This is a genomic window from Clostridium sp. N3C (assembly GCF_900095445.1).
Classification (GTDB): domain Bacteria; phylum Bacillota; class Clostridia; order Clostridiales; family Clostridiaceae; genus Clostridium_AU.
Window position 1 is genome coordinate 1 of record NZ_FMJL01000054.1, and the last position, 23,651, is coordinate 23,651.

General features: G+C 32.0%; 17 protein-coding genes. 9 read left to right on the forward strand and 8 right to left on the reverse strand.

The genetic code is table 11. From position 1 onward, the window contains the following. Positions 1–168 precede the first annotated feature (168 nt). The 3 genes from N3C_RS12605 (at position 169) to N3C_RS12615 (ending at position 4,586) form a co-directional block, all read left to right on the forward strand. Positions 169–1,332, forward strand: a complete 1,164-nt coding sequence (locus N3C_RS12605; RefSeq protein ID WP_074366378.1) for a hypothetical protein — start codon at positions 169–171, stop codon at positions 1,330–1,332. A gap of 142 nt (positions 1,333–1,474) precedes the next feature. Then, positions 1,475–3,277, forward strand: coding sequence for a MutS family DNA mismatch repair protein (locus N3C_RS12610; protein ID WP_074366379.1), 1,803 nt, complete (start codon positions 1,475–1,477; stop codon positions 3,275–3,277). 76 nt (positions 3,278–3,353) lie between these two features. Then, a complete protein-coding gene (locus tag N3C_RS12615; RefSeq protein WP_074366380.1) occupies positions 3,354–4,586 on the forward strand; it encodes an MDR family MFS transporter in 1,233 nt (410 codons plus the stop codon). A gap of 108 nt (positions 4,587–4,694) precedes the next feature. Here the strand turns inward: N3C_RS12615 and ilvA are convergent, their stop codons facing one another. From ilvA to N3C_RS12645, 6 genes are all read right to left on the reverse strand, one after another. Further along, positions 4,695–5,939, reverse strand: coding sequence for a threonine ammonia-lyase (gene ilvA, locus N3C_RS12620; RefSeq protein WP_074366381.1), 1,245 nt, complete (start codon positions 5,937–5,939; stop codon positions 4,695–4,697). A 140-nt stretch (positions 5,940–6,079) separates the two neighbouring features. Beyond that, positions 6,080–7,459, reverse strand: a complete 1,380-nt coding sequence (locus tag N3C_RS12625) for a sodium-dependent transporter (RefSeq protein ID WP_074366382.1) — start codon at positions 7,457–7,459, stop codon at positions 6,080–6,082. Positions 7,460–7,754: 295 nt separating this feature from the next. Further along, positions 7,755–9,737, reverse strand: a complete 1,983-nt coding sequence (locus N3C_RS12630; RefSeq protein WP_074366383.1) for an FtsX-like permease family protein — start codon at positions 9,735–9,737, stop codon at positions 7,755–7,757. Further along, complete coding sequence (locus tag N3C_RS12635) at positions 9,730–10,497, reverse strand: ABC transporter ATP-binding protein (RefSeq protein WP_074366384.1); 768 nt, start codon at positions 10,495–10,497, stop codon at positions 9,730–9,732. Before N3C_RS12635 ends, N3C_RS12630 begins: the two co-directional genes overlap by 8 nt. A gap of 114 nt (positions 10,498–10,611) precedes the next feature. Then, positions 10,612–11,619 carry a sensor histidine kinase gene (locus N3C_RS12640; protein ID WP_074366385.1) on the reverse strand — a complete coding sequence of 336 codons (1,008 nt, stop codon included), beginning with the start codon at positions 11,617–11,619 and terminating at the stop codon, positions 10,612–10,614. A gap of 1 nt (position 11,620) precedes the next feature. After that, a complete protein-coding gene (locus N3C_RS12645; protein WP_074366386.1) occupies positions 11,621–12,292 on the reverse strand; it encodes a response regulator transcription factor in 672 nt (223 codons plus the stop codon). Between the two features lie 386 nt (positions 12,293–12,678). Here N3C_RS12645 and N3C_RS12650 point away from each other — a divergent pair, with 386 nt between their 5' ends. From N3C_RS12650 to N3C_RS12660, 3 genes are all read left to right on the forward strand, one after another. Next, positions 12,679–13,272, forward strand: a complete 594-nt coding sequence (locus tag N3C_RS12650) for an HD domain-containing protein (protein ID WP_074366387.1) — start codon at positions 12,679–12,681, stop codon at positions 13,270–13,272. 188 nt (positions 13,273–13,460) lie between these two features. Further along, complete coding sequence (locus N3C_RS12655) at positions 13,461–15,110, forward strand: YceG family protein (RefSeq protein WP_074366388.1); 1,650 nt, start codon at positions 13,461–13,463, stop codon at positions 15,108–15,110. 79 nt (positions 15,111–15,189) lie between these two features. Next, positions 15,190–16,287 carry a toxic anion resistance protein gene (locus N3C_RS12660; RefSeq protein ID WP_074366389.1) on the forward strand — a complete coding sequence of 366 codons (1,098 nt, stop codon included), beginning with the start codon at positions 15,190–15,192 and terminating at the stop codon, positions 16,285–16,287. Between the two features lie 481 nt (positions 16,288–16,768). Here N3C_RS12660 and N3C_RS12665 read toward each other — a convergent pair whose 3' ends face one another. Then, positions 16,769–18,811, reverse strand: a complete 2,043-nt coding sequence (locus N3C_RS12665) for a helicase-related protein (RefSeq protein WP_074366390.1) — start codon at positions 18,809–18,811, stop codon at positions 16,769–16,771. A gap of 182 nt (positions 18,812–18,993) precedes the next feature. After that, the gene (locus N3C_RS12670) at positions 18,994–19,389 is read right to left on the reverse strand and encodes a hypothetical protein (protein ID WP_074366391.1); all 396 of its coding nucleotides are present in this window, start codon (positions 19,387–19,389) and stop codon (positions 18,994–18,996) included. A 233-nt stretch (positions 19,390–19,622) separates the two neighbouring features. Here N3C_RS12670 and N3C_RS12675 point away from each other — a divergent pair, with 233 nt between their 5' ends. The 3 genes from N3C_RS12675 (at position 19,623) to surE (ending at position 23,569) form a co-directional block, all read left to right on the forward strand. Continuing rightward, entirely contained in the window at positions 19,623–20,243 is a 621-nt protein-coding gene (locus tag N3C_RS12675) for a GntR family transcriptional regulator (protein WP_074366392.1), read from the forward strand. Positions 20,244–20,616: 373 nt separating this feature from the next. Continuing rightward, entirely contained in the window at positions 20,617–22,725 is a 2,109-nt protein-coding gene (locus N3C_RS12680; protein WP_074366393.1) for an ATP-binding protein, read from the forward strand. Positions 22,726–22,798: 73 nt separating this feature from the next. Continuing rightward, a complete protein-coding gene (surE, locus tag N3C_RS12685; protein WP_074366394.1) occupies positions 22,799–23,569 on the forward strand; it encodes a 5'/3'-nucleotidase SurE in 771 nt (256 codons plus the stop codon). Positions 23,570–23,651 lie beyond the last annotated feature (82 nt).

Below are 23,651 nucleotides of genomic sequence, written 5' to 3' on the forward strand. Positions count from 1 at the left end.
AGCTTGCCTCCTTTTAAGGTTGTTAATTTTGTTTACTGCAAATTCAAAATACACGAACTTTTAGGGGGTGGCAAGTTATTTATATAAAAATTAAGTAAAATCAAATGGTAGCTGTCTTAGATATATAAAAAACTTTGACAGTACCTCAATATATAAGGGGTGTGTTTTATGAAAAAGTTTATACTTTATCTAAATAGCTTAGAAACTTTGAAAAAAGTACTCATTTATACTGTGATGATAACCTTAGTATTTGTGACAGTTATATTTATTAGATTTTATAAAATAAAAAAGGACAAGCATGGCGGTAAGCTTATTTGGCAACACTATTACAGTATAAAGGGGTATGAAGGGAAAGTTTATAAAGATAGATTGGTAGTTTATGATGGGGATTTAAAAATCATAAATTTACATAACAAAATTGTAATTAAAAATATAAAGATTCCAGGAAAAAATGTTTTGGGTTTTGATATTTATGATAATAAGCTGGTCTGGTCCGATACCAGAAATGATAAAGAGTCAGTTAATAGTAAAGAACATTTAGAAGAGGTTAATAGTGATATATTTATGTATGATTTAAAAACAGACAAAATAACACAAATTACAACGGATAAGGCCGCTCAAATAAAGCCTACTATTTGGGGAGAGTACTTGGCTTGGCAAGATAATAGGAATGATGAGATAAAGGATGGGCATCCACGCTGGGATATTTATTTGTATAATATGAAAAACAAAGAAGAAATAAGAATTACAAGGGAAAGAGGCGTACATACAAATTGTGATCTTAATGAAAATCTATTAGTATGGGAAGATGGTCGTAATTATTGGGGATTGCAATCTATAAGATTAGAGTCTGAAGTTCCTTCGAATAATACAGATATATATATGTATGATATAAAAAAGCAACGGTACTTATCTTTAGCCCATGGAAGAGATAGGCAGGCTCATCCAAAGATAGAGGGAGAATTTGTAGTTTGGCAACAGATGAAGGGCTTAAATCGTAATGGAGATATAGTTCTTATGAACTTGGATACTATGAAAACTAAGAATATAACTAAGGACAAGCATAATCAAAAAAAGCCCTTTATTAGTGATGAGATTATAGCTTGGGTAGATGAGAGAAATGGTTATGAAAAATTTAATACTCTAGAAAAGGGGAAGAAGGGTGGCTCGGATATAGGAATATATGATTTAATTAATGAGAAGAAAATATTAATTAAAGAGGAAGGTGCTCAAAGTCTTTGTTCCTTAAGTCCATCTTATATAGTATACTCTAGTAAAACTAATGAAGAAGATTGTGAAATTCGAGTTATAAAATATGGTAGAAAGAATTAATAAATTTAGCGGCAGAAGTATGTATAAGGCTCTACTGCCGCTTATAATATTTTATTTATAATAGAAGAAAATGCACAAGCCTTATATTAGGCTTTTATGATATAATGTTTAAGATATACTTATAGAGAAAAGGGTGAAGTTTATGAGTAAAGCTTTTGATTATTATGTAAAAACTAAGGAGCAATATGAGAAGCTCAGTGCCAATTTAAAAAAGAATATTTCTCAAATTTCCTATCTTAGATTGGCAACCTTTGTGGTAGGAGTGTTCGTTTCAATATATACTTATGCTATAAATCAAAAATTAATTTCTGCAGTGGTCACTATAATATGGATAGGTTTGTTTATATATCTTGTGAAGCTTCATGAAAAGGCTATACAAAAGAAAGGTTTTGCAGATGCTTTAGTGAAAATAAATGAAAGAGGCATAGATAGAATAGAGGGCAATTGGAATAAGTTTAAGGACAATGGTGAAGAGTTTGCTAAAGAGGAACATCCTTACAGCGGTGATTTAGATATAGTTGGACATAACTCCCTTTTCCAGTGGATCAGTAGCTGTGCTACATATTTGGGAAGATTAAAGCTTAAGGATTACCTGCTAAAGCCTTTAGAGTCTAAGAGTGAAATAAAGCAGCGTCAGGAAGCGGTAAAGGAGCTGGCTAATAAAATAGAAATAAGGCAGAAGGTAAATGCAGAAGGGATGCTTATATCCAGTGAGTCTAGTAATCCTGAAGAGTTAATAAAATGGGCGGAAACAACACAAGTAACGGGAGGAAGTCTAATTGAGAAGCTAATAACAAATGTCCTTACACTAGCTTTCTTTACTATCGCCTTTTTAGCTATCTTTACGGAAACTGTTACATATAAAGCCTTTCTAGCAGTTATGGTTATAAATTTAATAGTATTGTATCTAGGAGGTAAAAAAGGCAGTTCTATATTAGATACTATTCATGAATATAGGACAGGAATTCGAACCTATGAAAATATAATAAAAGCTATAGAAGAGGAAAAGTTTTCTTCTCAGGCCCTTAAGGATATAAAAAAGCATCTATATACTGCAGAAAATAAGAAGGCCTCAGAGCTTATAGCTGAACTAAATAACATTTCAAATCTAATATCTGACAGAAGGAATATGGGATATATACTTATTAATATAGCCTTCATGTGGGATTTTAGATGTCTAGCTATGTTAAATAATTGGAAGGCTAAATATGGCAAGTATCTTAGACAATGGTTAGAGCTTATAGGTGAATTTGAAGCACTAAGTAGTATTGCCAATATAGCTTTTGAAAATGAGGGCTGGTGCTTTCCGGATATTAATGAGGAAGGCTTCATACTAAAGGCAGAGAACCTAGGTCATCCTCTTTTAGGAAAGCGTAGGGTGTGCAACGATGTAACCATAAAAGACAAAGGCAGCGTATTGCTTATAACTGGGTCAAATATGTCTGGAAAAAGTACCTTCTTAAGAACAGTAGGTATAAATTTGGTCATGAGTTACTGTGGGGCTCCAGTATGCGCCTCCAAGTTTACTGCTAGCATAATGAATGTATATACTTGTATGAGGGTCAGTGATAATTTAGAAAAGAGTATTTCCTCCTTCTACGCCGAGATCTTAAGAATAAAGATGATTGTTAATGCTTCAAAAGCAAATAATAAAATTTTCTTCCTACTGGATGAAATATTTAAAGGTACTAATTCCATAGATAGACATCTTGGGGCATCAATGCTCATAAAGCAGTTGAGTGAATCTGGAGCCAGTGGTATGGTTTCCACCCATGATTTAGAGCTAGGCGAACTTGAGAACAAGATGACGAAGATAAGTAATTATCATTTTCAAGAGCATTACGAAAATGGAGAGTTACGGTTTGATTATAAGTTAAGAAAAGGAATATCAACCACAAGAAATGCAATGCACATAATAAAGATGGCTGGTATAGAGGTGGAATAGAAAATTCTTATTACCGATAAACTACAGAAAAAGATAAGACTGCAAAACTAAAGAAATATTATCATGGGGGATTAATATGTTTTCAAAATTAAATATCTTTAAAGGCTATAAAGGTTTGCCTAGAAGCATGTATGTTTTATTTGTAGCACAAATTATAAATAGATTCGGTGACTTTGTAATGCCCTTTCTTACCTTGTATCTAACTGTGAAAATAGGATTAAGTGCTGAAGTTACTGGATTTCTAGTTATGTTAACATCTATAATTAATATGCCTGCTTCCTTGATAGGAGGTTATGCGGCGGATAAATTTGGAAGAAAAAAGACTTATTTATATGCACAAAGTGCCGCTGCTTTGACCTTGTTGCCCTGTGCCTTTTTTTCAAATGCTTACATTAATGTAGGATGCCTTATGATTTCAACCTTTTTTAGTGGTTTTTTAAGACCTGCCATGGATGCTATGGTTTCAGATATTTTGCCACCGGAAAAGAGACAAACAGGATTTGCTTTAGAATATTTAGGGATTAATATAGGTGTAGCATTAGGCCCACTAGTATCCGGAATACTTTTTAATAAATCATTGCCCTTGCTGTTTATTGGTGATGCTTTCACCTCCTTTATAGCAGTATATTTAGTAGCTTCTAACATAGAAGAAACCAATACCCTTAAGAATAAGCAAAAAGTTTATTTAGAAACGGAAAGAGAAGAAAAAAAGAATGTCTTTCTTGCTTTGCTGGAAAGGCCCCAGTTGCTAGTATTTTTCTTTGTATATATAATTTTCAGTATTATTTATACTCAGCATCGTTTTTCTTTACCTTTAACCATGAACCAAATTTTTGGAGATGATGGAACTCAAAAATTCAGCTTATTAATGAGCACTAATGCTTTTACTGTAATTGGATTAACTGTTATTATAACTGCTTTTACTTCAAAACTACATCCCTTAGCCAATATGGTTATAGCAGGTATAACCTATGCAGTAGGCTTCGGTATGGTTGGTCATGTAGACAATATGTTTTTGCTAATACTATCCACGGTTATATGGACTATAGGAGAAATTCTTGTTACCACAAGCTTTGGAGTTTATGTGGCTAACAATAGCCCCAGCAACTATAGAGCAACCTTTAATGCTGTAGGTTCTATAAGCTGGTCCATTGGATCCGCAGCCGGTACCTACTTGGCAGGGGTATATATAAAATACTACGGACTAGGATCTCTGTGGAATGTAATTATAGTATTATCTATCATAGGATCATTGATGATGGGGATTCTAAAAAAGAAAAAGGTCACTGTTGGTTCAAAATTGAAATAAAACTGTTTAAAATTTATAAGAGCGCATTTGAAAATCTTTTTATCAGTTCTTCAAATACGCTCTAGTTAATTGTGTAAGTTACATGAATTATGCAAAAGTACTACTATATTAATATATTTTATTTATAACAAAACCTTCTTTATTAAAGGCGTCTATTATTTCAGCAACATGCTCATGACCGTTAGTTTCTACTGTAACTTCTAATTGAACCTGCATAAATCTATAGCTGGTTTTGTATTGATTATGATCAAGTTTTATTATATTGGCATTATGTTTAGTAAGTATTTCGCTAACTTTTAAAAGCTGTCCAGGTCTATCTGGTAGCTCCATAGAAAAGCAGAATATACGTCCTCTAGATACAAGTCCTCTATTAATTAGGGAAGCTATAGTTAATACGTCTATATTTCCACCGCTTATAACGCAGACAATTTTCTTACCCTTATCCTGTAATCTTCGAAGACCTGCTAATGGAAGGACACCAGCATTTTCAGCCACTAGTTTATGTTTTTCTACTAAAATTAAGAAGGCTTCCATAAGTTCATAATCAGATACGGTAATAATCTCATCTACAAAATCTCTTGTTAATGCAAAGGTCAATTCTCCTGGCTTTTTTACTGCAGCACCATCGGCAATAGTTTTTGCAGAAGGAACATCGATAATTCTATTAGCATCCACAGATAACTTCATAGAGGGGCATCCTTCTGGTTCAACACCTATAATCTTAATATTAGGATTGATAGCTTTTGCAGCCACAGCAATACCGCTAATTAAACCACCGCCACCTACAGAAGCCAATATATAATCTGCATCTTTAATTTCTTCTAAAATTTCAATTGCTATGGTACCCTGTCCAGCAATAACATCTATATTATCAAAAGGATGAGCAAAAATATATCCCTTTTCCCTTTCAAGCTTAAGAGCATATTCGCAAGCATCATCATAACAATCGCCATGAAGAATTACTTCTGCACCAAATTTTTTAGTAGCTTCAACTTTAATCAATGGTGTGGTAGTTGGCATTACAATAACAGCCTTGGCTCCTAATTTTTGAGCAGCAAAGGCAACGCCTTGAGCATGATTACCGGCAGAAGCGGCTATAATTCCACGCTTTTTCTCTTCATCGCTAAGCTTACTTATCATATTATAAGCTCCTCTAATTTTAAAAGAGCCTGTATTTTGCAAGTTTTCCGGCTTAATGTAAACTTCATTACCACTTTCTTCGCTAAAAGTTTGGCTGTAAAGTACAGGAGTATCTTTAATAACTCCCTGCAATCTTTCCTTAGCAGATACAATCTCTGAAAAGTTCAAAGAAGCTTTTGTATCATTATCATCCTTAGCATAATAATTGTTCATGAAAAATCCTCCTTTAATTAGCTAAGTCTAATTTTATACCATTAGATAAATAAGTCAATGTGCTTAATAATATATTTTTACTGTAAAGGAAAAGCATCTTCTCTACTAAGCAGAGAAGATGCTTTATGAAATTAAAAAATTTATAATAGACCGAATTTATCTAGGTATCCTAAAATGAAAACTAAGAAAACAATTATAGGAAGAATAAAGGTAGCATAAAATTTCAATTTATCTGGAAATTTAAGCCCTTTACCTTCATTAGCTTCCTTAATAAAGTTCTTCCATCCCCATCCGTAGCGGGTGGTACAGAATAAAATATATACTAAAGAACCGAGGGGAAGAATATTATTGCTTATAATAAAGTCCTCTAAGTCCAAAATTGTACTACCAGTGCCTAAAGGTTGAAAATCACTCCAAAGATTAAAGCCAAGGGCACAAGGTAAAGATAAAATAATTACAGCAACTACATTGATGGCAACAGACTTTTTTCTTGAACAACCAGTAAGATCCATAGCAAAAGAAATAATATTTTCAAAAACACCAATAACTGTGGACAAAGAAGCAAAAACCATAAATATGTAAAATGCTATTCCCCATAGTTGACCAAATTTCATGGAGTTGAAAATATTAGGTAAGGTTATGAACACAAGGGAAGGACCACTACCTGGATTAACCCCAAAGGAAAAACATGCTGGGAAAATAATTAAACCAGACATAACTGCCACTAAGGTATCAAGTATAGTAATGCTTAGTCCTTCTCCCAATAGACTTCGTTCTTTTGAAACATAGCTACCGAATATAGCCATACTGCCCATACCAATGCTTAGTGTGAAAAATGCTTGGCCCATAGCTGCATAAATTGTAGTCCATATTCCATTTTCTTTAATCCTATCAAGTTTGGGCAACAGGTAGAAGGAAAGACCTTCCTTTGCATTTGGTAAGGTAAGTGATCGGATTACTAGTGCAATTAATATAAGAAAAAGGCAAGACATCATTGTTTTTGTGATTTTTTCTACACCCTTTTCCAAACCAAGAGCACAAATTGCAAAACCAATAATGCAAACCACAATCATCCAAAATACACTGGAACTAGCACTTGAAGTAAGTCCATTAAATATCCCTTCTATATCTTGCTGTGTAGCTCCTACAAAGTCTCCTTTTATCATGTAGAATAAATAAGCTATCATCCAGCCGGAAATAGTGGTATAAAACATCATTAAAAGATAATTTCCAGCCATTCCAAACCACTTAAAAATATGCCATTTGGTTCTTTTTGGCTCTAAAACGTCAAAGGACTTAGCTACGCTCTTTTTACTAGCACGACCTACGGAAAATTCCATTGTCATGATTGGAAGACCTAGAATTAATAGAAATATAAAATAAATTAGTACAAAAATACCTCCGCCATATAGGCCAGTAATATAGGGGAAACGCCATACATTACCAAGTCCAATGGCACAGCCTGCGGAAATTAAAATAAATCCTAGTCGTGATGAAAATTTTTCTCTTTCTTGATTCATAATATCCCCCTTTTAAAATGCAAGTTAATAAATATTTTACACTGATTTTGACAAAAAGAAAAGAAAAAAAGGAAAATATTAATACTTTTATATTTTAGATAATATAATTTTAACAAAAATAATATAAATTAATTTTTTTATGAGAAAAATAAAACAATATAAAAGCCATATTATCAGAAGAAGGTATCATATTTATTAAAAACCAAACTGCCACCTCAAAACTTTACGCTGTGATGGCAGTTTGGTTTATTCTATATTATTGGGAAGTAATTATCCTATGATTTTGATTTTATAATTACTTACTAACAATTTTATAATAAGTTTTAGCAGTTAAGCCGTATACTAAAGCATAGAAGAATGCAAAAACTAAAATGGTTGCAGCGGTGCATACTGCAAAAAGAGGGATATTAGTTAGATTGAAAACTGAAAGTAATTTTGTAATTATCTTAAAGGCAAAGGCTATATGGATTATTGCTGCTATAAGAGGAAGGAAGAAAACTTTTAATACTTGGCTATTAATTATCTTCTTAACTTCTCCAGAGCTCATACCAACCTTTTGTAAAATTTCAAAACGTTCTTTATCATCGTAACCTTCTGCAATCTGTTTATAGTAAATTATAAGTACTGTAGCCATAATAAATACAAGACCTAGGAATATACCAAGAAAGAACAGAATACCATAAAGGTTGAAAAATTCCTGTCGTGAACTTTCTCTTCCTTCTAAGCTAAAGTCTAAATTAAGTTTCTTTAAAGCATTTTCTAAGGTTGAAGTAAATTTTATTTGTGTATCTTCATTTGCATCCACATCAAAGGAGTAAAGGTAGGAAAGTTGTTCCATAGTCTTATCTTTACCTTCAAGGGATTTATAAACTTCATTGATAGTATCCATACTATCAACAACAACATAATAAGAGTTATAGATTATAGCAGAAAGTATACCTTCAGTTACCATTGATGATATACGCTTCTTAATTGAAAATTTATGGCCATTGAAGTTTAAAGTATTGCCAGAAATATTTCCATGTATGATATATAATAGGGCTTCATTCTTAGATAAGGTTTCTGATTTATTTTCCATTTTGTTATAATCATCTACTGTAATGAAGGTTACCGTTGAAAAATTATCAACATCAAAGACGTATTTGTTTACTATAGATGAAAAAGTTTCTTCATTTTGATTTACAGCAAAGGTCATAGGGCGATAATGAACAACATTTTTTTCTGTAATATTTGCTTTTTTTAGTTCTTCCTTTATAACAGAAGTTAATTGCTCAGCTTGCTCATCGGAAATGTTGTTAGCGCTTATTGCTATTTCTTTTGGATATCGAGTTTTTAATGCCTCATCCATTCCTACATACAAGGAAACCGTTGTGGAAATTAAGAAAATTACTGTAGTTGCTAAAATGCATATATTTGCTAACCCTATAGCATTTTGCTTCATACGATAGATCATACTAGAAACTGAAATAAAATGTTTTGGTTTATAATAATATCCCTTGTTTTTACGCATAATTTTTAGTAGTGCTATGCTACCAGCGGTGAAAAGGCAGTAGGTTCCTATAATTACTAAAATAACTGCTAGGAAGAATTTATTTAGCGCTTTTAGTGGAGACTTGGTAGTTAAGGCAATATAATAACCAATGCCAAGGGATATTGCGCCAATAATTGCTATAATCCCTTTAGTTTTTGGTTCCTTTTCGCCAATCTTTCCACCCTTTAATAATTCAATTGGCTTAGAACGATATACTTGAAATAAATTGTTTAAAATATTAAGGATAAAAATTCCTGTAAACAAGATAAAAGTATAGAAAACGGCTTCTTTTGGTATTTCAAAACCAAAGCTAACTTTAAATGAAAGAATCTTAAAAAGAATTAACAGAGTAAGCTTACTAAATAGTATTCCAAATAAAATACCACTGGTTATGCATATAAGATAAATAAATACAGTTTCTAAGAATATTATTTTTCCAATATGTCTTTTTTCCATTCCTAAAATGTTGAATAGGCCAAATTCCTTTTTACGTCTTTTAATTAAAAAGCTGTTAGTATAAAACAAAAATATAATGGAAAATAGAGCGGTTACGGCGGTACCAAAGATCAACAGGGTCCTTAAAATTCTAGCTTCAGTAAAATTACTTAAGCTTTTGGAAAGGGCACAAAAATGTATATTATAATACATGATAATAGTACCAATACAAGCAAATATATATGGAATATAGGACTTCCCATTCTTTTTTATATTAGTTAAGGCCAGCTTAGAATAAAAAAATCTATTCATTTTTAACACCACCTGTAGCAATCATGGTTAGTGTATCTGAAATTTTCTGATACATTTCTTCATTAGATAAGGAGCCCTTATAAAGCTGATGAAACACTTCTCCATCCTTTATAAATAGAACTCTCTTTGCATGACTAGCGGCCTTTGTACTATGTGTAACCATAAGAATTGTTTGTCCTTCTTCGTTTATTTCATTAAATAATTTTAAAAGATCTTCTGAAGCCCTTGAATCCAAAGCCCCAGTTGGTTCATCTGCAAGGATTAGTTGAGGCTGTGTAATTAAGGCACGGGCCACTGCAGCTCTTTGCTTTTGTCCTCCAGAAACCTCATAGGGATACTTATCTAAAATTTCGGTAATTCTAAGCTTTTTAGCTATAGGTGCTAATCTCATTTCCATTTCCTTGTATGATTTTCCTGACAATACTAGAGGCAAAAAAATATTATCTTTAATAGAAAAGGTGTCTAGCAAATTGAAATCTTGAAAGACAAAGCCTAAATTATTTCTCCTAAAAGCTGATATTGCTTTTTCCTTAATAGATATAATGTTATTACCGTTTAAGAGAACTTGCCCATCGGTAGGCTTATCTAAGGCTGCTAAAATATTAAGTAAAGTGGTTTTACCAGATCCGGATTCACCCATTATTGCTACATATTCACCTTTTTCTACGGAAAAGGTAACCTTGCTAAGAGCCTGAACTGTATTACCACCGAATCTTGTGGTGTAAACTTTTTTTAAATTCTTAACCTCTAAAAGTGACATATTCATTTCCTCCAATCTCTTAAGTTGCTTTTATTATAGCAAGGGGAGGAAATATCCTGCCTTAACTTAGGCTTACATTTTTTTGCCCAACCTTGCATTTTTGTAAGGTTCCTATTATTCTATTGTAATATCCAGCACATCTAGACCAATTTTTACCTTAGTGCCTTTACCTACCACAGAATCTATTTTAATAGTATGGGACAATTTGGTTAAAATACGTCGGCATAAATACAAGCCTATTCCAGTAGATTTCTTGTTTAGTCGCCCATTATATCCCGTAAATCCCTTTTCAAAAACACGAGGTAAATCCTCTTCTTCAATACCGATGCCTGTATCTTCAATAACTAATGTATAGGGCTTATCAGGGTCCATATAAATTGATATTTCTCCAGCATTTGTATACTTTAGTGCATTAGATAGTATTTGCTCCAAAACAAAAACCAACCACTTTTCATCCGTTAATACACAACGATTTAAGCTATTATAATTAAGCTTAATCTTTTTCCTTATAAAGGATTTTGAATATTTTCTAACAGCCTGTTTCACAAGGTCATCTAAAGATACTTTCTTTATAACTAAGTCCGAATTCATATCCTCTAAACGCAAATATTGCAGTACCATCTCTACATACTGCTCTATCTTGAAAAGCTGATCTAAAAGCTCACTGTTCATTTCAGATTTTTCATATTGTAAAAGGAGTCTCATAGCAGCTATAGGAGTTTTTATTTGATGGACCCAAACAGTATAATATTCCAGCATGTTATTATAAGCTAAATCTTTTTCATTAATAATATTAGATCTGGTCTTATCAAGGGCCTTAATTAATTCTTGATAATCCAATTCCAATAGGTCATTTGATTCTGGAAAGTCTGTATCAGAAAAAATCAAGGTGTTTTTTAACTTATTTAGAAGCCTATGCTTTCTATAGAAATTTAAAAAACTTACAATACCTAATATCAGAAAGAATGTAGAACAGAGAAAGGCAGCGTATATAAAAGGCTCTGATGGCAGTGAATATAATTTATATATTGATAGAAAAATACCGAAAGAAACTATTACAGTAATTATAGAAATTCTAATACTTTTTAAAAAAGAGAGGAAAATCTTAAAATGCTTAATCATATTATTTTACCATATAGCCTAGGCCCTTTTTAGTGACAATAAAGTCATTAAGTCCTGAATCTGCAAGTTTCTTTCTGAGGCGAGTAATATTCACTGTTAAAGTATTATCATCAATAAAGCTATCACTTTCCCATAGTCTTTGCATAATATCATCTCGTGAAACTACTTTTCCTACATTCTCCATAAGTATTTGTAATATTTTATAATCATTCTTTGTAAGTTCAATCTTTTTGTCCTTATAGGTTAAAGTGGTATCACTGAGATTCAACACTACACCATTATGTTCTATAACGTTGACTTGGCCTTGAAAGGAATAAGTACGTCTTAGCAGAGCTCCAACCTTTGCAGTAAGTACATTTAAATCAAAGGGTTTTGCTATAAAATCATCACCGCCCATATTCATAGCCATAACAATATTCATATTATCCTGGGCAGAGGAAATAAACATTACTGGCACCTTAGAAAATTTTCTAATCTCATTGCACCAATGAAAACCGTTAAAAAAGGGTAGCATTATATCAAGAAGCACAAGCTGTGGGTTAAAGTTTATAAATTGCTCAATAATATTTTTAAAATCCGTTACGCAATATACTTGGTAATTCCATTTTTTTAGATGCTCAGCCACCACCTTTGAAATGGTAAGATCATCTTCGATAATCATGATTTTGTACATAAAATACCTCCATTATAAGATAAGGCAAATCTTTTGATTATATTATATATAAAAAAAGTAAATAAAGCGAGAAAAGTAGAATTATGAGAGGCCTATTTTTAATTTTGTAGATTGATTGGAAAGTGGGATTTTTTGCTATGTTGCTTTGTTGCAAAAAAGTGTTGATTATATGTTTACGGTAGAGACAAGCTATCTATCAATAGGATCAAACAAGAGTTCGCTAATACTTATTTAGAACAAAGCAATATACTGTAAAATTATATAGTGCAAAGGCGAATTCCTTGGAAAAGCTATTTAAAAAGTTTATAATAAAAACTATAAAAATAGCTTAAAGTAATACTGGTGATAAAAAGCAGTAAGTATAACAGTAAGGGGGAGGTTGTATCATGGATAGAGAAAGATTATTAAAGCAAATAGAATTTATCACAGAAATAGATAAGTTAAAGCAGATTTATAGGCAAAATGTTGTCATAGGTACTAAGAGAAATGAAAATGATGCAGAGCACTCATGGCATTTGGCCATTATGGCTATGTTGCTTTCTGAATATGCTGATGATAAGAATCTAAATCTTTTGCATGTGATTAAGATGTTAATAGTTCACGATTTGGTGGAGATAGATGCTGGGGATACCTTCTGTTATGACGAAAAGGCTAAGGAAGATAAAGCTCAAAGAGAGGAGAAGGCGGCGGAAAGGCTCTTTAATATATTGCCTGCAGATCAGGCAGAGGAAATTATGGCTCTTTGGAAGGAGTTTGAAGAAAAAGAAACGGCAGAGGCACGATTTGCAGCTTGTATGGATAGATTACAACCTTTGATACTAAATTACAATACTAATGGACACACTTGGAAAAAGCCTGGTGTCACAAGTGATAAGGTGTTAAAGAGAAATGAACCTTTGAAGGAAACTGCACCAGCTCTTTGGGAATATGCTAAAGAAATAATTGAGGATTCTATTGAAAGGGGCATATTAAAAAAGTAGTTATGGTTTATTATAAACCGTAGCTACTTTTTGTTCATATTAAGCAACTAAAGGAAGGGGCTTCGTTTTATAATAGCTTTCATTTTTGTAGAAATATTGATATACTATAAGTGTTATTTTAAATTTATATATTAATAAGTAAGAATCCGTGGAATGATATAAAGAAGAAGGAAGGTGTCTGTAATACTATGAAGGATAACATAGATATTAGTAAGTTGGATATTCAAGCTTTAAATTCAGAACTTACCGATGACCTAATATTGGATTTAAAGACACCGGTAAAGGATAGAAGGGATTTTAAATATAACTCTTATGTTGTTTCTATACCAAGGTACTTTTATAGATTTATAGGAGTAAAGACTAATGAGGAGAATTATTATGACTTTTTATATAGATTAGATAGAGAATTTAAAAATCTGACAAGTGCTTATTTGAAATTTAGCCAAGGTTTAGATAGAAATATATCCTTGAATAATCAAAATAAGCTTAATGAAATATGGAAAAATATCAACTCACAAGCAGGAATAAATACTTTTCTAATAATTAGTGAGTTGGATAGTAACGGACTAATTCCTTCTATATCCAATCCAGCACTTACTTTGCAAATTAAGAATTATTTTAAAGTTATGCTGGATTATTATATTAATACTAGGACTAATTTAAATATTGAAGAATTTAAACTGATTTTAAATTATGGTGTTCACTGGTTAAACCTATACGGCAAAACTCTTTTGGATAACTTCGATTATTTAAATGTAAATCCTAAGGTTTTGTATTATGGTGATATAACCACAGAGGAATCCTTTTTCTTAATATTCTTGTCCATGGTAGGTTGCGATATATTATATTTTAATCCTAGAGCTGCAGGAACCTTAAGTGAAGTAGATAAGTTTCATGCTTTTTCTAGGGAGGTAATATATTTAAATAGAGGAGATATAAAGAGCCAGCCTTGGGAGCCTAAGGATAGAAAAAGAACTACCGCTTATAGTGCTAGAGAAGAGTTGAATAAAACTCTTTTTGAGGAAGGTGGTGCCTTTTATAGACCTTGGCAGTTATCAGATCATAATATACAGGCTGTTACCTTAAAAACTACCTATGAGGAAATAAATCTTTGGGCTAAGGAAAAGGCATTGGTAAGAGATGGTTGGAAGGTAGAAAATAATACTGTTTATATACCAAATATTTTTGCTAAAATCAGCGGAACCCATGAAGATATAGATAAGTATTGGCAAGAAGTAAATGAAATAATTGGACAGCAGAATACTTTATTTATAAATAAACTTCCAATTATAGAGGTTGTGCCATTAGAATATGGAAAGCTTCAACAGGTATATCCTGCTCAAAGTAAAGAAGGCTTTAATACAAGTAAATTGATTGAAGCTTCCTGGTGGAAATACAAGGAACTAAGAGTGGGGCTTCAAAAAACTATGGCTGAAAAAATCAAGCAACTAACCTTAAATCCTATTATATACAATTTAGATAATCAACCAACTAGAGATTTTCAAGTGGATATTTTTTCTGTCTTAATCAATCTAGATACTTCTATTTTACAGTTGCTTCAAAAATTTGATTACCCAGAAGAAGTACCAAAGATAGTAATCTACAATAATGAGAAAAACGGAAACGTATCCTATGAGGATTGTATAATGCTTTCTTTTTTAAACGCTATGGGAGTCGATATTCTAATATACAATCCCTCTGGTTATACAGATATAGAAAGATATATATACTCAGATATGTATGATTTACATCATCTAGAGGATGTATCCTTCAATTTAAACTTTAAGAAATATGAAGGTAAGAAAAAAGGTTTCTTTAAAAATCTCTTTAAGCGGTAATTCATGTGACATATGTTGACAGCTTTGTATAATAAATATTATATTGATAATATATTTTGAGTTATAGGAGTGGAGAAATATGGCCAATACAGAAATACTTCAAATACCAGAAGATAATATAGAAGAAAGGGCGTTATCTGTTAAAGAGCAATTGAAAAGGTCACCAGAAGTTCTACAAATTGCATCTTCCATTAATGTAACTGATGCAAATGCTATATTGGAATACGGAAACAAGCCTGCTGAGGAGATTTCAAAATTTGCAGATCAAATACTTAGAACTATGAAAACTGAAACTGTAGAAAATTCTGGCGTTATGATAAAAGAACTTACGTCTATAATGAAAAAGTTTGATAAGCAAGACTTTGAAGATAAGCCAGAAGGTTTTTTTGGAAGACTATTCAATAAACCTGCTAAAGCTGTAGAAAAAATAATGGGTAAATATAAAACTATAGGAGCAGAAATAGATAAAATATATACAGAGCTAGGAAAATATAAGTCTGATATAAATGACGCAAATTTAATGTTGGACAATATGTATGAAAAAAACTTTGAATACTATAAGGAACTAGAAAAGTATGTTGTGGCAGGAAATCTTGTGATAGAGAAGCTAGAGAATGAAGAAATACCAGCCTTAGAAGCTAAAGCTGCCAGCAGCGGAGATCAAATGGACTATATGAATCTAGAAAATATGAAGACTGCTTTGGAAATGATGAAGCAGAGAGTATATGACTTAGAAACAGCAAAAATGGTTGCCTTACAGACGGCTCCACAAATAAGAATGATACAGAGAGGTAACTACAAGCTTGTTTCAAAAATTCATTCCGCCTTTATAATAACCATACCGGTATTCAAAAACGGTATAGTTCAAGCTGTAGCCCTTAAGAGACAAAAGATTGTATCAGATTCCTTAAATGAGCTAGACAGAACTACTAACGAGCTATTAATTAAAAATGCTGAAAACATAAAACATCAAAGCATAGACATAGCTAAATTATCTGGCAGTCCTAGCGTTCGAATAGAAACCTTAGAAAAGACTTGGAATACCATTATGGAAGGTATTGAGGAAACTAAGAGAATAGAAGAGGAAAACAAGAGACTTAGAGAACAAAGCATAGCTAAGTTAGATAATATGACCGAAAAATTAAAAATCAAGTCTCTAAATCCTGGTAGTAATTAATTTAGATGAATTTAAAGTCTGTAATTAGTTGCTTTGGCACTTTGACTACTGTTATGGTAAAAATGGGCGGTAGTTAAGGTGCCTTTATATGTTTTGCTACTATGATGCTTTGTTTTAAAAAAGTGTTGATGGACATGCAGTGACAGGACATCTTGAGATTTTATTATGGCTATGGCGCTTTGTTATAAAAAGGTGTTGATGGATAAGCCTTACTAGATAGTAAAAGCTAATTTACCTTATGATAGAGTGGACAATTCAGTTGTGATATTGTGTTCAGAAGAGTGCTTATGAACAAAGATGATTCGAACGAATATTCGTCAACTCTTTTTTGAAACAATGGAACATAGACAGAAAAAATATAATGAACATCTCAAAAAACATAAAACCATAATACATCAAAACATAGACACATCAGCAAAAAAAGGAGATTCAAACTTATATTGAATCTCCTACTTAACTACTGAAGGATTAATATGACTATCTACTCATCCACCGTTAAGTCTTCAAAACCAAAATCAAAGTCATCTTCATCATACATATCATAATCGCTACTATCAAAGTCCATCACATAACACTGATCGCATACAGGATGCATAAAGTTCCAAGGTAAAGGCTTTCCGCAAATTCGGCAACGTTTTTTAAATCGGATAATCCTTACACGAAGATGTTCATCTATTAGTTTAGCCACCCGGCTTCTTTCTTCCTTTACCCATTTCTCATCCATATCCATATTAAAGGCTTTGGAAAAAGAATAGTAAAGGTCGATTTTTCTGTAGTATATTTCAAGGTTTAAGAGCTCTTCTTCTGGGAAGGATGGTTTAAATAAAGTGGAGTTCTCATCACCAGTAGCCACAATGCGCACATAATCCTTCCATAGGTTAAGTATAGGGCTTTCACCTTCGTCAAAGGGGATGGTGATACATTTAAAAAGTTGTTCTTCAGTTAACCTTTTAAATATCCCCATTTGCTTGATAATATTTATAAGATTAATCAATCTATCTATATTAATCTTTTCATAGAATTCCTCTATAGGGTCCAATGAAGCCCAAACCTTTAGCTTTGCCTCTAGCTCACCGGCTACTTTAAGGATATCTTCTGTAGGAGCGAGGTAAGCCTTACTGATTGGCTCTTCATAGCAAGTTAGAGAATGTTTCAATCGCTTTTTAATTTCTGGAAAGATAGTGTTAACAAAGCCTTCTTCATAAATTCCTTTTCTACCAGCACGGCCAGCTATTTGCTTAATTTCCGCAGAGTAGAGGGGCCTTTCTTTTATGCCGTCAAATTTACTTTTTTCTAGAAATACAACTCTCTTTATAGGAAGATTGACTCCCATACCGATGGCGTCAGTAGATACAACTACACTGCTTTTTCGAGATAAAAATTTCTCAAATTGCAATTTTCGTGTTTCTGGAGGTAGGCCACCGTATATTATACTACAGGAAATATTTCTTTCCTCTAGGGCTGCAGCGGCGGTAAGCACTGATCTTCGAGAGAAAAGAATCAAGGCATCCCCTTCCTTTACGGAAGAAGGGAAGCGGAACTCGCTGTCCTCTACCGTAAGCTCTGTATCTCTAACATGGGTAATTACTTCATAAGTATCATCACAATCCTTTATTAGTGTTTTAACTATTTCTGTTGCATGAAGAGCGCAGCATATATGAATCTCTGCTGCTCTTACTCCGAGAATTGCTCGGGTCCATGCAGCACCTCTTTGCTCATCTGCTAACATTTGAGCTTCATCTATAACCACTACCTCATAATTAGATTTTAAGTCTACTTTTTCAACTGTGGAGGAGGTGTGATAGGCATTGTATTTAATTATTTCTTCCTCTCCAGTTTTTAGATTACAAGGAACACCATTGGCATTTAATTTGTCAAAAATCTCTAAGGCTAGTAGTCTTAAAGGTGCTAAATAAAGCCCGCTTTTAGCAGACATAAGTCGTTGAATTGAATTATAGGTTTTGCCTGAATTAGTGCCTCCTTCGTGAATAATAAAATGTCTTTTCATAGCTCTAGCTTCCTCAAACTCATCCTTAGGATGCTCTGGGAAAGCCTTTTTGATATCATCGCTTAAAAACTTAGGCACAAAGCGCATCTTATAGGTATTAATAATACCTTGGCTATAATAAAACTTAAGATTTTTTTCATTATTTAAAATTTCATCAAAGCTATGAGGAATTTGAAAATTTTCACTGTATTCTTCCCAAATAAGACGGGAGGACTTAAGCATTAAATCCATTATAAAGGCTTCAGATTCCTCTAAAAAATCCTTCTCCCGCTCAAAGACTGTAATACTTGCTACTAGTTCATTTTTATAACGCAAGTCCTTAGCTTTTAACTTCTTTTTCCCCTGTAGCTCTTGAAGTAGTTTTTTATTATGTGAATGTTCAGCATAGGTTGATCTTATCCATTGGAGATGCCTAATAAGATTTTTTTCAGAATGTTTTATGAATTCCCAGTCATTTTGCTCCAACTTTGTCTTATAAAGTTTATAATCTTCTTTTATAGAATTTATTAATCTCATAACTATAGTGCGGTTCTTGCTGCTGCACCTTTAAATCTGTAATAGATCTTTAGGCAGCTAGCTAACCAGCCTCCTTTCACCGGTCCTTTTACAGGGAGGCTGCTAACAATGGCAAGAGCTTAAACCATCCCTATTATTTATATTATAGACACAATTGCTGATTATTAAAAGTATCATATACCTTAATTTTCCTTATAATCATTACAATAGGGACATTCATCACTATCCTGTGGAATTTCCATGCCACATTCATTGCAGTGTTTAGAATTTTTTATTTTTTCTATATCCTTATTAAGAGATTCTATAGTTTCCCAATGCTCATCGATTTTTTTGCATAATTTTAGAACTTTTTCGCCGGGATCTACGCTGAATTCATCTAGTTTGTCCTTCTTTATTTTATTTTTATAACTTTTATATATAATGTGGCCTATTTTTTCTTCTAATTCTCTAATTTCCTTTTTTTCAGATTGAATAGATAAGTTGATTTTTCCTATTTCATAAAGTTCCGTAGTTTTCTTTACTGCATTGACAGCCCCAATACTAATAGATTGTGTGATTTTGCTAAAATCAAAGGACATGACTTCAGCTCCTTTATACATTTTTTTACTTGCTAACTTATATTATGAACTAAACATGTAGAAGGACACTTTTAAAGTCTGATTTTCGTATATATTAGTTATTGGAAAATATTTGAGAAAATAATATGATAGTAGTATAATAATAAGTGGTATTTCTTAGTTGCATTTCAAGTAAATCTTCTGAGAAATACTATTTATTATTAACACATAAACATAATACATGGAGGAAGAAAATGAAAGGCACAACGACACCAGTTTATAGGAATATTGCTTTAGATATAGCTAACAAAATCGTAAGAGGTGAAATGAAGGTAAATGAAAGAATTAGTGGCAGATCTACCCTAGCAGGAGTATACAATGTGTCTCCTGAGACCATAAGAAGGGCAGTAGCCTTACTTGAAGATAGTGGCGTTGTAGCATCAAATATAGGTAGTGGTATAGAAGTGTTGTCTGTGGCGGCGGCAGAGAAATTTATTGGACAGCACAGAAATAATGAGTATATAAGTACAGTAAGAAGCAATATGCTAGAACTAATAGAAAAACGTAAGTTACTGGATAAGCAATTAGAAGAAGATATAGATAAGGTAATGGACTTCCTTGACCGATTTAAAAAGAGTACTCCTTTTGCTATGGTTGAGGTTAAAATAGGAGATAATAGTCCGGTAATTGGTAAAAAATTGCTTGAAGTTAAGTTCTGGCAAAATACTGGAGCCACCTTAATAGGCTACAGGAGAAATGGGGAGTTAGTAGTATCGCCAGGACCGGATTATATATTTGAAAAAGGAGATACAATAATTGTAATTGGGGACTATGATATCTATGATAAGGTGGTGGATTTTGTTAATAAATCTTAATAATATTTTAAATAAAAAATCTGTGTTGAAAGAGGATATTTGACTATCAATCTTTCAACACTTTTTTATTTTCATAAATAATAAATCTAACAATGTAAAAAAAATGAGAAATAGGGGGAAAAATGTAGGAAATTTTTTACTAATATATAACATAATATGGTTGAAATTGAAAAATGCTTCTATTATAATATTAATGAGCAAAAAAGATAGACAAATGTAACCTTCTGTAGAAAAAGAGAAAGAAATTAGAATTTTTCTACTAATTTTTGGAAAGGAAGGTGAAGTCCCTAGAAGCTTAAAACAAAGAAGTTTTGCGTCTAGGATAGAGATGAACTATTCGAAGAACTTAAGGAAGAAACATTTAAATAATAGTATGAATAATATAATTAATATAGAAAATACATATATACATTTTTTTCTTTTAATCTTATCTGCATTAATAGGTATTCATAGCTATGAGAACTTGGCAAATATGATAGGTATACTTATAGTAATGCTAGGTTTTTTAATTCTTTTTACTTCATTAATCAAAGAAAACTATTCTCAGAGTGAGGGGGTTACTATAACAGGGGTAGCCTTTGGAGTAAGCTCAGTCTTTTATATATCTGTGGTTTCCCTTAATTTTGATAGCTGTTTCAGCTTAGATTTAGCTGCAAAACTGCTCTTATCTATTGGATATTTTCAAGCCTTAGGAATTCTACTTTCAGTAATTTTTGCAAATAGAAAAGTGGATACAAAAGGATTTTTCTATTTATTTATAGTGTTAGTATGTTTAGTACAAGAAAGTATTTACCATTTATTTTCTAACACTTTATATCTATATGTAAATAATCAATTTACAATGATAAAGAAAGTCTTAGAACTAGGATTATTTTTTTTCTATTTTATTATATTAGCTATAATCTTCTTAAAAAGAAGGTATTTAATTAAAGATAATGATAGACTTTGTTTGCTTTTTATTTTTACTAATCTATTGGCTAACATTTGTTCTATAGAGTTTTTAGATGTCTCAAGGGAACTATATTTGGTAAGTCAAGTAATAACTTTAATAAGTTATACATTATTGTATAGAATTATTGCAAATAATAAAATTAGAAAGTCTGTAACAGAAATATATAATCAAATAGATTTAACCAATTATATGTTGGGCCAAAAGAATAGAACATTACAGGATGCTATAGATCAATTAGAAAAAGAGATTGCTAATAGAAAGAAATATGAGAGAAAGCTGAAATATGCAGAAGAAAAGTATCAAAAGATCGTTAATACATCACCAGAAGTAATTTATATACAATACGGTAACGAAATAATTTATATGAATGATGTAGCAAAAAAGTTTTTTAGCTATAAGGGTAATGAATCCATCGAAGGTACTTCCATAATGGATATAATAGATGATGAAACTAAGCCAATAATGCAGCAAAGATTAAAAAAGACGCAAGTTGATAAGATTGACTGTGAACCTATAGAAATAACTTGTCACTGTTTTGATGGTTTTAAAAAAATTTTGCAGGTAACGGATATATATATTAACTTGGACGGAAAGAACTTAACACTTAGTAGAGGTGTGGATATAACTATTAAGAAAAAGTTGGAACAGGAAGAAAAGCGTTTAAAAGAAGCTATAGAATACGAGAAAATTCGTTCTAACTTCTTCTCTAATATATCCCATGAATTAAGGACACCGGTGAATTTAATTTATAGTTCTTTACAGCTTATACAGATGTATAATAAATCAGATAATAGCAATCCTATAGTTGATAAGTATTATGAAACTATGAAAAAGAACTGTTTAAGACTAATTCGATTAATTAATAATATTATTGATATAACTAGAATGGATTCCGGTTGTTATTCTCCAAACTATTCTCAAATAGAGATTGTAAGTACCATAGAAGATTTAACACAATCAGTGGTTGAATATATTAAGGATAGAGATATTTCTATTGTATTTGATACTGATGTAGAAGAAAAAAAGATGAATGTGGATAAGGTTTTGCTAGAGAGAATGCTTTTAAATATATTATCTAATTCTGTAAAGTTCTCTAAGGAAAAGGGAAATATAGCTATAATGTTGTCGGATAAGGGCGAAGGCATAGAAATAAAGATTCAAGACGATGGTGTTGGAATACCAAAAGAAAATTTAGCAACCATCTTTGATAAGTTCATGCAAGTAGATAAATCTTTGAGAAGAAATACAGAAGGTAGCGGTTTAGGATTGGCAATTGCAAAATCAATTGTTGATATTCATAAGGGGAAAATAACCATTGATAGTAACGAAAAGGGAGGCTGTACTACTGTAGTATATATTCCAGATAAAAAGGTTGTTTATTCAGAAGAACTTGGTCAGATCTTTGAATCAAAGAATACACAGTTAATAAATACATACAATGAAATTGCAGCAGAAACAGAAGATATAAAATACATCAATAAAAAGCAGTTAAAAGAACAGATTATATTAGAATTCTCGGATATTTACTAAGCATAAGATTAATAATACAAAAGAAAAATAAGGAGAGTATGGTGATAAAATGATGGAACAATTTAAAAAGAAGTTGCATATATTAGTGGTAAACGATGATGGAATAGATGCACCGGGTATATATGCCCTAGCGCAAAGGTTACATAAAGAATATAAAGTAACTATGGTGGCTCCTTCAATGCAAAGAAGTGCCACTTCCCACTCAATCACTATTTCAAAAGCTTTAACCGTGAAAAAACATATCATTCCGGGCTTAGATTTGAAAGCTTACTCTGTTGATGGAACACCAGCGGATTGTGTAAGGTTAGCCTTAGACAACTTAGTTGAAGATAAAGTAGATTTTGTGGTATCCGGTATTAATAGAGGTTTTAATTTAGGCATGGATGTTTTGTACTCTGGAACCGTTTCTGCAGCAGTGGAGGCGGCTATTTATAAGGTACCTTCTATGGCAGTGTCAACAGACCAATTTGATCATATTCAGCAGTACAAAACCGCAGCAGATTATGCTGCTATTCTGCTGAATATGGCCATAGAACACAATTTAAAAAATGATGTTGTTTTAAATTTAAATGTACCTCCTTTAAGCCATGATGATGTTAAAGGAGTAAAGGTTTGCAGAATGGGCAATATGGTATACGGTAATTATTTTGTAAAAAGAGAAGGTAATGAAAACAGTAGTCAAGAGGAAACCACTATATTCGATATTAAGGGAAATACCTTTGAACCAGAAGCAGAGGATATGGATACCTTTTATATCAAAGAAGGCTATGTCACAGTAACGCCATTGCACTATGATTTGACAAATTTCAAATTGCTAAAAGAGGTTTCTCAATGGTTTTACTAATTTGCATGCTAATGTTTAGAAAACTTTATCGAATATTGTTGTTAAACGGGATTATTACAAGGTATAATATAATCTTGAATTC